Consider the following 13,935-nt stretch of genomic DNA (forward strand, 5'->3'; position numbering starts at 1 on the left):
TTATTGACCCAGCCGCTCGAGAAGCGCGGGTACGTGAACCTGATCGGCTTTGTAGTTGCCGGTGAGGGCGTGCATGACAATGTTGATGCCGCCGCGAAAAGCCATCTCACGCTGCATCTCGCCGCCAGGGACGACGGGATAGAGCGGGCGGCCGCGATCGTCGAGTGCCCACGCCGCCGCGAAATCGTTCGACGTGATCATGATCGACGTCACGCCGTCAGAGACGCGAGCCTTGTGCGGGTCGTTGTCGTTCTTTGGTGTCGCTTCGACCCAGAGCTGGCCGCCGTCCCATCGGCCCGGAAAAGATCGAAGCAGATAAAACGATTTCGTCACGACGTGATTTTCAGGGACGGGTTCGAGCGGCGGCACGTCGAGCTTGCTCAGAAGCCGCTGCAAGGCAGTCCCGCCACTTCCGGCGAGCGGGAGAAGATCGGCGCCGCCCTGGCCGTAGTCGCGCGTGTCGAAAACAATCAGGCCGCCTTCTTTCATATAGGCGTCGATCTTGGCGATCGTCCCATCGGGGAGCGCCTCGGCGGATTTGAGAACCGGCCAGTAGAGGACCGGATAGAAGGCGATTTCGTCCTTGGAGATATCGACGCCTGCGGGCTCACCCGGTTCGACGGCGGTCCGCGTTTGCAGGACGCGGCCGAGACCGCGCAATCCGGCGCGGCTCGCTTCATCGGTTTCGCGGTCGCCGCTCTTTACGTAAGCGAGCGTGACTTTGCTTGTCGCGTCGATCGCGGCGTTGTCGGTGGGCGATGCGGGCGGCCGGACGACGATCGGCCCCTGCTGTTGCTGCGACGGTTGAATTGGAGCGAAGCCGTCGAGTTGGGGAATGGCGTCGCGGAATTCCGGCGGGAGTTCCTGTGCTTTCGCGGTCGTTACGCCAAACGCGAGGCTTGTCAGAACAGCGGCGCTCAAGGCCAGCACGCCGAGGGCAATCGACGCGGCGGTTGCGGGCCGCCTGCGCGTCCCGGGCCGGCGGGCGAACAGGCCGGCAATGCCGCCTGCCTGCAGAAGCGTTACGGCGATGATATCGATGAAGAGCAAGCCAAGGGCGAGCGCCAGCATGGCGGGTTTCAATGAGGTGCTGGCGGCGTCGTCATAGCTCAGCCTCGTAACGCCTGCGGGAAGTGCCGGAAACGGGGCGAGGACGCTCTTCGGCGTCAGGACGTTGACGGCGCGGGGTGTTGCCAACTGTCCATAGTATCCCGGCGGGTGCTCGAAGTTCGGCCGGACTATTCCGATTTCGGCGGACTTCAAAGGCTCGGCCGTCGGCGGCGGAGCAACGAGCGTGCCGACGCCATTGAGCGTCTTGAGCGGCGCGAGGACGCTCGATCCGGGAGCGTTGGTGCGCGGCGCCGCGTCGGACGCCGTGGTTGTGGCTTCCGATTGGCCGCCGTTCTCCGCTGATGCGGCGGCGCCGACCGTGCCCATTGTCGAGAGGCGGCGGAGCATCTCGACGAAAAGGCCGGACATTGGCAGGCTCGACCAATCGGAATTGGCGGTTACATGAAAGAGCACGAGGCGGCCGTTGCCGCGCTTCGCCGACGTGACCAGCGGCGTGCCGTCTTGAAGGCGAGCCCAGATCTCGACGTCGGGCGTCAACTCGGCCGGGTCGGCGAGAACCTGGCGATTGACCGTGACATCCTTCGGGACGGTCAAGCCTGAGAACGGGCTGCTTTCATCGAAAGGTGCGAGTGCTTGTGGCGATGACCATGACAACGCGCCACCGAGCGAGCGGCCGCCGCTGCGCAGAACGACGGGCAGCATGTCGTCGCCCGCTTTCTCCAGCCGAGGACCTGCGAAGCGGACGAGCAGACCGCCGTGCTTTACGAATTCGTCGACCTTCTCGGCGGCTTCACCATTGAGGGTGCCGATGTCGGCGAGCATCAATACGGAGATGTTCTGCTTCAACACCGAGTCGAGGCCTTGTACGAGGTTGGCATCTTTTGCGGCGACGACGTCGGCGTAAGGCTTCAACGCCTTCTCAATGTAATAGAGCGGCGCCAGGAGAGGCTGCGCTTCTTCGCGGCTTTCGCCTGAAAGCAATCCAACGCGATGCCATTGCGTCATTGCGTCGATGAGGCTGACGGCGCCGGCCGAACGCTCGCCCGCGATCTCGATGCGGGAAACTTGGTTGCGCAGTTCGAGCGGCATTTCGAAAGCGGCTTTCGCAGACGTCGCTCCGGCTGCAAGCTTGAATGGCGTCTCTCCGAGGCGTTCGCCACGACCGGAATAGGCGTTGATCATGCCTTCGCGCGCCAATCCGCCGGCCGACAATACCGTCGCTTCGAGCTTGCCGCGCTCGGCGAGGTCGGCGACAAGGCCGAGCGCTTCATGCCCCTTGGTTTCGTCGATGACCGAAAGCGTACCGGCGCCCGCGAGGTCTAGCAATTTGTTCGCAACGTCGGCGACAGCGCCTTTGTGGTCGATGCCGTCTTGAATCCAGACGATCGACGGGTTCTTCACGCCGGCATCCGACAGTGCCGTTTTCAGCGTGCTGAAGGCCGCTTCGCGATCCGGCTCGAACGGCTGGGGATTGAGGGCGGCGGCCGTGCTGCGGGCTTCGCCGGGCGGTTCGATCTTGACGGTCGGCAATTTGCTCACGGCGGCGGTCGGAACGATGATCACGGGACGACCGGCGCCCTCGGCTTCGCTGACGATGCGCTGAATGACGTTGGCGCGTTCTGGCCAGCGCGAGGCGGCAGCCCAGCCGTTATCGACAAAGATCGCGACAGGACCAGTTCCGGCCAGTCCCTTGTTTTTCGACGGATTGAGGATCGGGTCGGCGAGGGCGAAAATGACGAGAGTTGCCGCGATGAGGCGCAGCAACGTCAGCCACCATGGTGTCTTTTCGGCGGTCTTTTCGTCGTTCTCGATGCCGACGAGAATGCGCGTCGGGGGAAATTCGATTTGTGTCGGCCGTGGCGGTACGGCGCGCAGCAGCCAATAGATCAGCGGCAACGTCACGAGTGCGGCGAGCAGCCAGGGATTGAGGAACGCGAGCGGGCCGAAACTCATCGGGGCCGCTCCTTGCCGCCGGTGGCGACGGCGTCGGAGCTCGATGACAGCCAGCGATAGCCGGAGGCCGAGCCATTGAGGCGCATGAGAAGAGAGAGTAGCGGCTCGGACGCCGGTCGATCGGTGTGATGGGTCAGCAGCGACCAGCCAAGGCGCTTCGCCATTTCGGCAAGTTCGGCGCGGTGTGCCGCGAAGCGGGCCCGATACTTCGGGCGTAAAGCTTCGACGCGATCGGCAACCCAACGTTGGCTGCCGGACGGCGTCAGGAATTCCGTGCGGCCGTGGTAGGGCAACGTCTCTTCCGCCGGGTCGATGACCTGCACGAGGTGGCCGCCGACGCCATTGCCGGCATAGCCTTCGAGGCGCTCGCGGATGGCATGCACAGGTGCCAGAAAATCGCTGAACAGGATCAAACCGGAAAAGCGATTGAGACCAGCGTTCGGCGGCAAGCTCTTCTGGACGGTCTCGGAATTGGCGTTGGTCGCTATCGTCTCGGCGATGCGGGTCGCGGCATTGCGATTGGCCGTTGGGAGCATTTGGGCCAGGAGCGCGACGCGCTCGCCGCCCCGGACGAGAAGCTCGGCGGACGCTAGCGCCAGCACAAGGGCGCGGTCGCGCTTCGTGATGGGTGCGAGGTGGCTCTTGAAATCCATCGACGGCGAGATGTCAGGCCAAAGATAGAGCGTGTGCGCAGCTTCCCACTCGCGTTCGCGGACGTAGAGGTGATCGGAGCTTGCCGAACGGCGCCAATCGACGAGGCTGGCGTTTTCGCCCGACTGATATTGGCGGAACTGCCAGAACGTTTCGCCGGGACCGGCGCGTCGGCGGCCGTGAATGCCTTGCGCGACGGTCGACGCAATACGCGCAGCTTCCATCAGAAGCTCCGGCATGCGGTCGACAAGCGTTACGGCTTCGCGTTCAAGCTTCAGAACGCGCCGCGTTTCCGAACCCGGGCCTTCGCTTCCCGCGCCTGTCCGCCCGAGTGGGCTCGCCATGCCGTACCTACTCCACGGCCGCAGCGAGGCGCGCGATGATATGGTTCAGGTCTTCGCCTTCGGCGCGGGCCGCGAACGTCAGCGCCATGCGGTGCTTCAGGATTGGCTCGGCGAGTGCGATCACGTCGTCGACGGACGGCGCGAGGCGGCCCTCGATCAGCGCCTTGGCGCGAACCGCGAGCATGAGCGCCTGACTGGCGCGAGGACCCGGACCCCAGGCGATGAATTTATCGGTATCGGCGTTGGCGCTCGTGCCTGGACGCGCCGAGCGGACGAGCTTTAGAATGGCCTCGACAACTTTATCCGGCACCGGGATCTGGCGGACAAGACGCTGCGTCGCCATCAGCTCCTGCGCGCTGATGACGGTTTCGAGCTTCGGCGTATCGGTGCCCGTCGTCGCGTAGAGCATGCGGCGCTCGGCGACGAGATCAGGATAGGTGACGTCGATCTGAAGCAGAAAGCGGTCGAGCTGAGCTTCGGGAAGCGGATATGTGCCTTCCTGCTCCAGCGGGTTCTGAGTTGCGAGCACATGGAACGGCGCGGGTGTATCGTGACGCTGACCGGCGACGGTAACGTGATGTTCCTGCATTGCCTGCAGCAGCGCCGACTGCGTCTTCGGTGAGGCGCGGTTGATTTCGTCCGCCATCAAGAGCTGCGTGAAGATCGGGCCCTTGATGAAGCGGAAGGCGCGGCCGCGGCCCGGCTCGTCCTCCAGGACTTCCGAGCCGATAATATCGGACGGCATCAAATCCGGCGTGAACTGAATGCGTTTGGCGTCGAGACCAAGAACCTTGCCGAGCGTTTCAACGAGCAGCGTCTTTGCAAGGCCCGGCACGCCGATCAGCAGGCCGTGCCCGCCGGACAAAATCGTGATCAAAGTCCGCTCGATCACTTCGTCTTGCCCGAATATGACGCTCGCGGCGGCTTTGTGGGCGCGCTGCACGCGCTCGGCGGCGGCTTCGAGCCGCGGCACGATATCGGTGTGGGTTTCGACGACAGTGCTCATTCCGGAGGCCTCGCGCGTGCTGCTTATTGTCATTCTTGGCGGCGAAATTCGCCTTATAAAACAATGGCCGAGTGGCGGCGTTCCCGGCATTTACCTAAGCCTAGACGATCCTGCCCGGCCCTCATAGGGTCAAGTGAATGTTACGTTAGGATGTTGTGCATCCGAACGAACCTCGAATAGGCGGCCGCAAATGCCGAATGAAAAACCGCAAGTTGCGGCGTCGAATGGAAATTCTGACGCACGCGCATCGGGTCTCGACGCACTTTTGCGCGGAGCTTCCGAGGGCGGAGCCACAGGCGTGAGACCGGTGGAAAAGTGGGATCCGCCCTACTGCGGCGACATCGGCTTGGAGATCCGCCGCGACGGGACGTGGTTCTATCAGGGCAGTCCGATCGGCCGCATCGCGCTTGTGAAGCTGTTCGCGTCGATCCTGAGAAAGGACGACGACGGACGAACGTATCTGGTGACGCCTGCCGAGAAGGTCGACGTCGCGGTCGAGGACGCGCCGTTCCTTGCCGTCGAGCTGGCGGTGGATGGCGAAGGCCGCGCGCAGCAGCTGACGTTTCGCACGAATTTGGACGACGTGGCGGCGGTCGATGCCGAGCATCCGCTGCGGTTCGAGGCGTCAGGTCCGGACGGCGGGTTGAAGCCCTATGTCGTGGTGCGAGGACGATTGGAAGCGCTGGCGACGCGCGCGGTTTACGCGGAGTTGGTGGAGTTGGCGGCGGCGCGGGACGAAGGCGGGGACGTGGTTGGTGTGTGGAGTGGGGGCGTCTGGTGGGCGATTGCATCACGGTAAGCTCTCGTCTGGCCCGTGAGGCAAGGTCGCGATTTTTGCATTAATTTCGTCTGTATTGGGGTGATAATCCGCATCCAGGCCGAAGCGACCCTTCATCATGTCGTCCCAGAGGACCTGCACTATTCCCCGCACATCCATGCCGGATGCTATTGTGGGAATAATCATAGAATCATTTTGGCGCTGGCAGTTATTGAAGAACTCCTGGGCCCCTCCGCCTTTGTATATTCCAGATTTTCTGTTTCGCCACGCAACTATGCTGCGGGGGCCAACTGAAACATCGACGGCATGGACATCGTTATTCAGCGTTGCCATGTGGTTGGCCACGGTCTGTGCTGAAACACGGCTTCGATCGTATGCACGGACAATTCTCATCAGAGGGCGCATCCAGTATTTCCGACGATGGAATAAACTCATGCCCCCCGATCCAGCAACGGCCAGTAGCGGAGGTTTGCGGCCGCCAGCATCATTTTGTCGGACAAATCGAAAGCTCTTTTGCTTTCGGTCAGCTGACAAAACCACCTCTAAGATGTAGAGCCTCGGTTCATCATCAACGAACGCGGGCGCGATGATTGTGTGGCTCGGCATCATCCCAGGCGGAAATCTAAGCAAGTGCTTGGGCAGCTCTCTCTGCATAGCTTCAGCCAGAAGGCCCAGTGTCTGCTCCAGCGGTAGGTTCCGCCCCCGAACGACGGCGCTCATCCATTCCGATGGTTGCACACCAGCAATCGTTCGCCCGAGTCCCGCGTAGCTCAAAATTGCTATGCCATCGGTTGTCTCGAGAAACATAATTTTGCATGCGTCATCAATGAGCGCACGACCTCGCTGGGACAATCGCCGATCAGCGACGACCCAAATAGCCTCCTTACTGATTGCCGCGAGTACGAGCGTCATAGGGATGCGAGATCTGTAGAAAAAGGCGCGCAAAAACACAGATCCAAGCTATCCGATTCGCTGCGCCCCAGATCCCTTTGCTGAATCCGAAGGATGGAGTTGAGGGCTCGGGTGTGCGGGGGGATGGGGTAGGTGGTCAGCTTTTCGACCAAAAGCCTCCACCGACCTATTCCGATCTGAGCAAAATAGATTTGTCTAAGACCAACCGAGATTTTATTCGTCCATTGGCTCGTGCAATCATTGCGGGAGCGTCGGCAGTGGGAACTACGATCCATGCGGGCTTTGCGATCATCGATATCGCGGCAGGGGTGATCGTCGAAACCCTGTAAGGCGCATATGGAAGTTCATTCAGGCCCGAGCTCGAATTTGTTCGATAAATCGGGGCCGGCGCACTGCGGACGAGTTTAGCAATTTGTGCGCCGGCGATCTTGGAATGATTATATGCCGGCGTGAGCAACACATCGGCCGCTGAATGGGTTGCCGCATATCCCAACAGACCCACCACGATGCCAATGCCGCTTGCGACGAGGGGGGCCCATCCATCCGGCAGAGCATCGTACGCTATGCCAGCAAGCACACACAATGGGAGCACCATCGGCAAGATATAACGAGGATTAATTTCGGCGGGCCAAAACAGAATGATCAACGTGCATGCGAAAGCATAGCAGCTCAGTGCCAAGACAAAATTTTGAGGTACGGTCTTTTTACCGGAATTGGCGCGCGTCATAAAAAGCGCGCCGGCTAACAACGCCGCTGGAAAGCATTCGAAAAAGAAATTGACCGTGTTGGCGATGGGGTGCGGTTGCGCGATACCGTCCGATGAAAGCCGCGTGTACCTCAACCATTCGCTTTGGTCGCCGGGGGCGAAAACGTGGACATACCACAATGCGGTGGGAAGAATGGCAAGACCACCGGCGAGAGCAAGGCCCGGAATTTGCCACCACGTCGATGTCAGAAGCACAAAGGTGAGAAGGCCAAGCGCAAAGTAGGCCACGGGCTGAGGGCCTTTCATGAGCGCCGCGGTCGCCAAAAGACATGCAATGCCAATCCACCGACTGACCGAAATACGTCCGGTGACGAATGCACTCCACCAGAGGAGGAAAGCGCCGAACAGAGTAACGGCGAGCGGTAAGTCGGCGACGGATGTCACGTAATATCGCATCACAACAGGACACGCTAAAAAAGCGAGCGCTCCGAACATCGCCGCGCCTGGACTTGCTACGGACCGCAGAGCTCGCCAGATTAGAAAAGCGCCGGTCAGAAGAGAGAGAATTATTGGGAGGCGTGCGATAAACGGAGTGACGTGACCGAATGGAAAGCTCATTGCCGCGATAACCCACGACAGGAGCGTCGGGCGCTCTATCCATCGCAAATTATATAGATGCGGAGTGAGCCAATTGCCGTCGTCCAACGCGCTTTGAGCGATTGTTACCGTCAGTCCCTCTACATAGTGATAGCCGTGAAAAATGGCGGGCGGAACCGAGACGAGAAACCAGACGCCGATAATCAATAGATACGAGAAATCTCCGCGGGCGATCCAATCCCAAAATAGAACAATTTGTTGAGCGGATTGTTGAACTGATGAGGGGCGCCGTTTTTCTCGTATGCTGAAATCATCGTTTGCGGCCGTCATTTTCTGTTCACCTCACCTCGGAGCTACTCGGCGAGAGTGTTTGTCCACCATACAAGGCGGAATCGAGTTTGCGTCCATACCATTCTGTATGCGTTGCGTCTTTGGAGTCGGGAGGTAGATCTTTCGGCTTAGCCCAAGCGTAGGAGCTAGTTGATGCCGTCGGCAATTTTCGCGCTGGATTCTCGAACAAGGTCGCGCGGCTCACCCGTTTGCGGATGACGGAAGAGGCGGCGCAACCGATGCCGCCCCTTAGCGCTGGCCGGTTGCGCCGAATATTCACAAGAGGTGCGAAGCAATCAGCTCTTCGACTTCTTGCTTCGTGCGTCGAGGCACTTGCCGTCCTTGAGGTATTTGTAGGTGCCTTTGCACGCTTTCCAGCCCTTGATGTGGTGCGATTTGTGATGGCCGTGGTGCTTATGGGCTGTCTTGGCCTTGCCGGCGTAGGCGGCAGGCGTGGCGGCGAATGCAATCGCGATGGCCGCGACGGCGAGCAGGATTTTTGAGTTCATAAGGTGGCTCCCCCCATAGGATTGTCAGCGGACTCGCGGCCAATCCTCAGGTGGAAGAGCCCAGTTCGCCCAGGCCCCATATCCCACATTTGTAACAAGTCGGTGTAAGATCTCCTCCGCGTGCTGTCCAATGCGTTCGCTCGCTTGGTTTGCCACCGTTTTTACTTCTTTCGAGCCGGGGCGATTTCACCGTCTTCTTTCAAGATCTCGGGGAGCCATGTCCATGGCGTGGACAAGGGACGTTCGCTCGGCGTGCCTGGGCGGCATTTTTTTTTATTCGATAATGCGCGGTTCTACTCCGCTATTACGGATCATCGCGAGGGTGTCGCGCGGCGTACGCAATACGGATTGTGATAAGTGGTGATCGCCATTGGTCCGGTCCGCGTGCGTTATTTCCAAAGCCCGAGGTCTTCGTAGCGGCCCTCCGGTATTTCAGGGCCGAGTTCGTAGTCGAAAGACGTGGCTTTCAATTGCTCCTTGCCGACGCCGCATGTGAATTTCAATTCGTACCAATGGCCGTCGGCGCGAACGGCGCCGCCCTTAGCCGTGACAGTGGTGCCATCGAACTTGGCTCGGGATAGGATGCTCGTCTTCAGGCGGTCGACTCGTTTCAGTTTCTTCGAGCGTTTAAGCGTGTCGATGCCGCGAAGAATGCACGCCTGATGCGCGCGTTCCTCCGGTTCCAGCCTCATCAGCGTTTCGTCCATTGAAGCAGCGTGTGCGGGCGTGACCAAGCCCACAAGAATAATCAGATACCAGCGATACATTCCCCCTCCGTCGTCGCGCGCTGTGCGCTGCGACCGGTCTCGACTTAGCGTCGATTGCGACGGGCGTCAAAAAACTTATCTCAGCGTATCGCACTGCACTTGCCATGGTAATGCCGCGCATGACGTCTCACGGCGATGCGGATTGGGGCACTTGCTGATTGAGGGATATCCAAACGCGCGGATAGGTCTAAGGTTCCACCCGTAGGCATTTAAATGCGAGATTGGTGGCCGTTCGAATGTCACACAAGCGGACCTGAACAATTTGGGCGCCAGCCGCGTTTTGATCCCGATGGACAAATGGATCTCCGCAATTCACAACGCCGCGCTCGCGGCCCGCGCCATTCCGGTTGCGTTGCGCTACGCAATAACGGTCGCTCTCGTGACGTTGACCGTCGGCGTGCAACTCGCGTGGGGAAGTGGAACGGTCGATTGCCATCCCTTTCTTACCTTCATACCCGTTGTTTTCGTATGTGGCACGCTATTCGATCGCGGAAACGGCTTTCTAGCGACCGTGCTGAGTGCGGCTGCGTGCAGGTATTACTTTCTCGATCCTCCGCATTCGCTGTCTGTCGTGCAGCCCGGCGACCAGGGAGCGTTCGTGCTCTTCATCGTCATCGGTTTTGGTATTTCGTCAGTCGTCGAGGCGCTGCACACCGGCCTCGTGGCGCTTGCGACCGAGCGGGAAGGCTCGAAGACCGCTGTGCGCGACCGAGATCTGCTGCTGAATGAGCTTGCGCATCGCACGCGAAACGATTTCGCCAATGTCGTCACTTTGCTGAACCTGCAATCGCGGTCGGCCAATGCCGAAGCGCGAGAAGCTCTGACATCGGCCGCCGAACGCGTGCAGACCATTGCGCGGGTCCATCGGCGGTTGGAGCTTCGCAATGACCGGGTCGTGGTCGATACGAAATCCTACATCGGCGAATTGTGCGCCGATCTTCGCCTTTCGCGTCTCGCGATGCGGCCTATCGCGATTACGTGCGACGTCGAGAGCCATTCGATCAGCTTAGAGAAGGCGGTGCCGCTCGGACTGATCATCAACGAATCCGTGACGAACGCCGCCAAGCATGCCTTCCCGGACGGGAGGCAAGGTAATATCACCGTCAATTTTCGTCGTGAGGTAAACGTTTACAAGCTTGTCGTGGCCGATGATGGCGTCGGCAACGGCGATGTATCGAATGGTGGCATAGGGAACAAACTGATGGGGATGCTAGCGGCGCAACTCAACAGCAAGTTCACGTTCGAGCGGATGTCGCCCGGAATGGCGGTTGTCGTGCTCATTCCGATAACGTCGGTGAAATGAGCAGCGTATCGCACGAAAAAAGGCGGTGCTTGCGCACCGCCTCAGTGACTGAGTCTCGGATGAAACCGAGGGCTCAGCGCCACCAACAGTGGCGGTGGCCGTGGCGCCAAGCGCAATGGCGCCGGCGGTGATCGTAACCGGTCTTTTGAACAAGGCTTGCACCGGCGTGAATACCACCGAATGCGCCATCCGCGGGAGCAGCGCTTGCTGCTCCGGCAAAACCGAAAGCGAGTGCAGCGACAGCGGTCGCGGCCAATAATGACTTCATGGTTTCTCTCCTCGAGCGAACCGCCGACACAGCCCATAATCTCCCCGAATTCGAGAGCGATCTCGAATTCGAAGCCCGGCCCATTCCCGGCGGCGTTGTCCGTCTAGCGTCGTGCTTCGTGTAACGGGGCGTAGCTAAACTGATGCGGCGGGCACGGGGTACTTACTCTTTCGTAAAGTCGTTGTCGTAGAAGCATCAAAGAGATGTCGCCGTCGCGCCTGCTGTGGCGGGGCCAGCTGCGATCGAGAGCGATCATCGACATGCAGCGCGTTGCATTCGTTGCGCTGCATTCGCGACGAGGCGCGCAGGCTCGGCCGTCTAAATTGAGCGCGTCTATCGTCGAGAAGGCAGACGGTGTCTGATCAGAGATTCTGCCCTCAGCGGCATCGGCGGCGCGTGGTCGGTGCGATTGCGGAATGCGGGAACTAGTGAAGCTTCAATTCCGCGTCGATGAGCTTGAGTTCGCACGGGCGGATAAGCTTCGAATGCGCAACAGTTACGCGATAAAGCTTGCCTTCGAGTTTTGCCGACCAAAAATCGAGGAAGGATTTGAGTTTCGGAAAACGCGGCGCGGAATCGTATTCCTGCCAGATATAGCTCTGTAGAAGTGACGGATGATCCGGAAGTCGATAGAGGATCTCCGCGGTCGTCAGGCTGAACCCTGCAAGCTGAGCCTTGAAGCCGTTATCGCAAGACATTTCCCGTTCGGTCACGTAGCAATCTCCTTTGAATTAGGTGATTGGGCGCCCTCCCTGAAATGACGATGATCAAGCGAGATTCGTTCCTTGTCCATCGAGAAGATGAGCAAATTTGCATTGTTAGCAAGCGTGGCAATCGAGTGCTGGCACTTTCTGCCGAAGCGCTGTGCAAGGCGCTGACCGGATGTGCGCGAACGAATTTCGCGCCGCGGCTTTCCGCTTTCGATGGAACCAACGCGCATGCTTGAAATCGCGCTCAAGAGCTTCACGACCTTTTTCGCGACGGTCGGTCCGATCGAAGCCGCAGTGTTGTTCGCGACGCTGACGCCGAAGATGGCGCATGCGGAACGCCAGGCTATCGCCGTGCGCGCGACGCTGATCGCCTCGGCGATTCTTGCCTTCTTCACGCTGCTTGGCGGTCCGATCCTCAATCAGCTCGGCGTTTCGCTCGCGGCGTTGCAGGCGGGGTTATTCTGCTGATGATCGCGCTCGACATGATCTTTGCGCGGCCGGGCGGGTCGATCAAGCTGACGGCGCCGGAAGGTGCCGAGGCGCAGTCGCGCGACGACGTCGCGGTCTTTCCGTTGGCGACGCCGCTGCTCGCGGGGCCTGGTGCGATGAGTGCCGGAATTCTGCTCGCCGCCAACGCGCATGGCGAACCGCTAGGACTTGCCGTCGTTGCCGGAGCGCTCGCCGCCGTGATGGCGATCACGCTGATCCTTTTGATGATGGCCAATCAGCTCAATCACATCCTCGGTGTCACGGCGCAGCGTGTGCTTGTCAGGGTGTTCGGCATTCTGCTGGCGGCGATTGCCGTGCAGGCGCTGTTCAACGGCATCGGCGCATCGGGGCTAATTCCGCCGGGAACGAAGATTCCTTAGCGGCCACCACAACTCGTTCTGATCTCGAATATCGTCGGGCGTTAGGGCGCTTTTAACGCCTCGCTGTTTCAATCCCGGACAACTGTTGATCTTGCGTAGCGTTTTGTTGCGTTGTCGAAGGCGTATCCGATGTCCGCGTTTCTTATCCGCTCAACGGCCCAATCCGTGCGTGCGGGATTTTTATCTCTTGTTGCGAGCGCTGCCGCGATATCGGCCGGAGGATGCGCCAACACCAACAACGGATATTCCGCCAATGGAGCGCCGGCGACCTATGTCGCGCAGGGCCGGGCCGTGCAGATGGAAAGCGACGGGCTGCCGGTGCAGGCTGCGCCGTCGGCGCAAATTCGGCAGCTCCCAGACGACCCGAACCAGCCCTTCAGCCCGAATTACGGCGGCGCCAATCCGGCAAGCACGATACCGGCCCAACCTACGGTCAAAGCTTCGAATGACATGGCCCCGGTGAGGACGGTTATTCCCGACGATTTACCGCCGACGTTTCGCCGGCAGCTTGCGGCGGCGGTTGATGCCGCTGGCTGAGCCGCGTGCGGGCGATCGCGGGGCATGATAAGTCCGGCGAATGTCCGAACCTATCGCTATCTGCCGCTATCCCGATATAGCCCAAACGCCGGAACTGGCGAAAGAGATCGACGCGATCTTTTTCGAAGCGAGCAACACCAAGTCGTTCGTGAGCGACGACGCGCGGGCGGCTTTTCGCGAGCGCTGGCTGGGACGCTACCTGACGCACGATCCGGCGCTCGCCTTTCTGGCGCGGACGGGCGACGGCACGGTCGTCGGCTATATCGTCGGATCGGTCGATGATCCCGCGAAAGCGGCACGCTTCTCGGACATCGGATATTTCGCGGACCTCGCCGAGCAGACCGAAAGATTTCCGGCGCATCTCCACGTGAACATCAGCCCCGGTTTTCGGAACCAGGGGATCGGAGGGCGGCTGATCGACCGCTTCGTCGCCGCCGCGAAAACGGCCCGCGCTCCGGGCGTGCACGTGGTCACGAGCGTGGGTGCCGAGAACGTCGGCTTCTACAACCGTAACGGCTTTTCGGAGGTCGCACGGGCGGGAAAGGATGGGCGGCTCGTCTTTTTGGCACGGACGCTGTGAAAAGTTTGGTCCGGGGGGCTTTGCTGGCAGAGTCGCCTTGAACT

At 60.3% G+C, this 13,935-nt stretch carries 13 protein-coding genes and 1 pseudogene; 6 read left to right on the forward strand and 8 right to left on the reverse strand.

Translation table 11 applies throughout. From position 1 onward, the window contains the following. Genes WC811_RS04445 through WC811_RS04455 form a run of 3 tightly spaced genes read right to left on the reverse strand, consistent with a single transcriptional unit; the run spans window position 1 to window position 5,025 of the window. The gene (locus WC811_RS04445) at window positions 1-3,024 is read right to left on the reverse strand and encodes a DUF4159 domain-containing protein (RefSeq protein ID WP_372641384.1); all 3,024 of its coding nucleotides are present in this window, start codon (window positions 3,022-3,024) and stop codon (window positions 1-3) included. Then, window positions 3,021-4,019 carry a DUF58 domain-containing protein gene (locus WC811_RS04450; RefSeq protein ID WP_372641386.1) on the reverse strand — a complete coding sequence of 333 codons (999 nt, stop codon included), beginning with the start codon at window positions 4,017-4,019 and terminating at the stop codon, window positions 3,021-3,023. The genes WC811_RS04445 and WC811_RS04450 overlap by 4 nt, the downstream gene beginning before the upstream one ends. A gap of 7 nt (window positions 4,020-4,026) precedes the next feature. Next, window positions 4,027-5,025, reverse strand: coding sequence for an AAA family ATPase (locus tag WC811_RS04455; RefSeq protein WP_372641388.1), 999 nt, complete (start codon window positions 5,023-5,025; stop codon window positions 4,027-4,029). 190 nt (window positions 5,026-5,215) lie between these two features. On the opposite strand from WC811_RS04455, the gene WC811_RS04460 reads away from it, so the two are divergent. After that, entirely contained in the window at window positions 5,216-5,824 is a 609-nt protein-coding gene (locus WC811_RS04460; RefSeq protein ID WP_372641390.1) for a DUF1285 domain-containing protein, read from the forward strand. Here WC811_RS04460 and WC811_RS04465 read toward each other — a convergent pair. From WC811_RS04465 to WC811_RS04480, 4 genes are all read right to left on the reverse strand, one after another. Beyond that, entirely contained in the window at window positions 5,816-6,715 is a 900-nt protein-coding gene (locus WC811_RS04465) for a hypothetical protein (RefSeq protein ID WP_372641392.1), read from the reverse strand. The genes WC811_RS04460 and WC811_RS04465 overlap by 9 nt on opposite strands. A 166-nt stretch (window positions 6,716-6,881) precedes the next feature. Continuing rightward, window positions 6,882-8,348 carry an ArnT family glycosyltransferase gene (locus WC811_RS04470; protein WP_372641394.1) on the reverse strand — a complete coding sequence of 489 codons (1,467 nt, stop codon included), beginning with the start codon at window positions 8,346-8,348 and terminating at the stop codon, window positions 6,882-6,884. Window positions 8,349-8,644: 296 nt separating this feature from the next. After that, window positions 8,645-8,857: a hypothetical protein gene (locus tag WC811_RS04475; RefSeq protein WP_372641396.1), complete on the reverse strand. Its 213-nt coding sequence runs from the start codon at window positions 8,855-8,857 to the stop codon at window positions 8,645-8,647. A 389-nt stretch (window positions 8,858-9,246) separates the two neighbouring features. Continuing rightward, the gene (locus WC811_RS04480; protein WP_372641398.1) at window positions 9,247-9,624 is read right to left on the reverse strand and encodes a DUF930 domain-containing protein; all 378 of its coding nucleotides are present in this window, start codon (window positions 9,622-9,624) and stop codon (window positions 9,247-9,249) included. 289 nt (window positions 9,625-9,913) lie between these two features. Between WC811_RS04480 and WC811_RS04485 the strand changes: the two genes are divergently transcribed. Beyond that, complete coding sequence (locus WC811_RS04485) at window positions 9,914-10,927, forward strand: sensor histidine kinase (RefSeq protein WP_372641400.1); 1,014 nt, start codon at window positions 9,914-9,916, stop codon at window positions 10,925-10,927. Between the two features lie 693 nt (window positions 10,928-11,620). On the opposite strand, the gene WC811_RS04490 is transcribed toward WC811_RS04485, so the two are convergent. After that, window positions 11,621-11,908 (reverse strand): usg protein, encoded by a 288-nt coding sequence (locus WC811_RS04490; protein WP_372641402.1) that lies wholly within the window; start codon window positions 11,906-11,908, stop codon window positions 11,621-11,623. Between the two features lie 44 nt (window positions 11,909-11,952). On the opposite strand from WC811_RS04490, the gene WC811_RS04495 reads away from it, so the two are divergent. The 4 genes and pseudogenes from WC811_RS04495 (at window position 11,953) to WC811_RS04510 (ending at window position 13,891) form a co-directional block, all read left to right on the forward strand. Then, complete coding sequence (locus tag WC811_RS04495) at window positions 11,953-12,141, forward strand: hypothetical protein (protein WP_372641404.1); 189 nt, start codon at window positions 11,953-11,955, stop codon at window positions 12,139-12,141. Then, window positions 12,134-12,774, forward strand: a pseudogene (locus tag WC811_RS04500) (MarC family protein). The gene WC811_RS04495 and the pseudogene WC811_RS04500 overlap by 8 nt, the downstream one beginning before the upstream one ends. Window positions 12,775-12,903: 129 nt before the next feature. After that, complete coding sequence (locus WC811_RS04505) at window positions 12,904-13,311, forward strand: adhesin (protein WP_372641406.1); 408 nt, start codon at window positions 12,904-12,906, stop codon at window positions 13,309-13,311. 40 nt (window positions 13,312-13,351) lie between these two features. Next, a complete protein-coding gene (locus tag WC811_RS04510; protein WP_372641408.1) occupies window positions 13,352-13,891 on the forward strand; it encodes a GNAT family N-acetyltransferase in 540 nt (179 codons plus the stop codon). The last annotated feature ends 44 nt before the right edge of the window (window positions 13,892-13,935 follow it).

Origin of the sequence: Hyphomicrobium sp. (assembly GCF_041659645.1) — a bacterium.
Taxonomy (GTDB): Bacteria; Pseudomonadota; Alphaproteobacteria; order Rhizobiales; family Hyphomicrobiaceae; genus Hyphomicrobium_B.

Coding starts and splice junctions, on each gene's coding strand:
- WC811_RS04450 (WP_372641386.1), bottom strand. CDS start 4,019: ATGGCGAGCCCACTCGGGCGGACAGGCGCGGGAAGCGAAGGCCCGGGT.
- WC811_RS04460 (WP_372641390.1), top strand. CDS start 5,216: ATGCCGAATGAAAAACCGCAAGTTGCGGCGTCGAATGGAAATTCTGAC.
- WC811_RS04465 (WP_372641392.1), bottom strand. CDS start 6,715: ATGACGCTCGTACTCGCGGCAATCAGTAAGGAGGCTATTTGGGTCGTC.
- WC811_RS04510 (WP_372641408.1), top strand. CDS start 13,352: ATGTCCGAACCTATCGCTATCTGCCGCTATCCCGATATAGCCCAAACG.
- WC811_RS04455 (WP_372641388.1), bottom strand. CDS start 5,025: ATGAGCACTGTCGTCGAAACCCACACCGATATCGTGCCGCGGCTCGAA.
- WC811_RS04470 (WP_372641394.1), bottom strand. CDS start 8,348: ATGACGGCCGCAAACGATGATTTCAGCATACGAGAAAAACGGCGCCCC.
- WC811_RS04445 (WP_372641384.1), bottom strand. CDS start 3,024: ATGAGTTTCGGCCCGCTCGCGTTCCTCAATCCCTGGCTGCTCGCCGCA.
- WC811_RS04480 (WP_372641398.1), bottom strand. CDS start 9,624: ATGTATCGCTGGTATCTGATTATTCTTGTGGGCTTGGTCACGCCCGCA.
- WC811_RS04485 (WP_372641400.1), top strand. CDS start 9,914: ATGGACAAATGGATCTCCGCAATTCACAACGCCGCGCTCGCGGCCCGC.
- WC811_RS04475 (WP_372641396.1), bottom strand. CDS start 8,857: ATGAACTCAAAAATCCTGCTCGCCGTCGCGGCCATCGCGATTGCATTC.
- WC811_RS04505 (WP_372641406.1), top strand. CDS start 12,904: ATGTCCGCGTTTCTTATCCGCTCAACGGCCCAATCCGTGCGTGCGGGA.
- WC811_RS04495 (WP_372641404.1), top strand. CDS start 11,953: ATGACGATGATCAAGCGAGATTCGTTCCTTGTCCATCGAGAAGATGAG.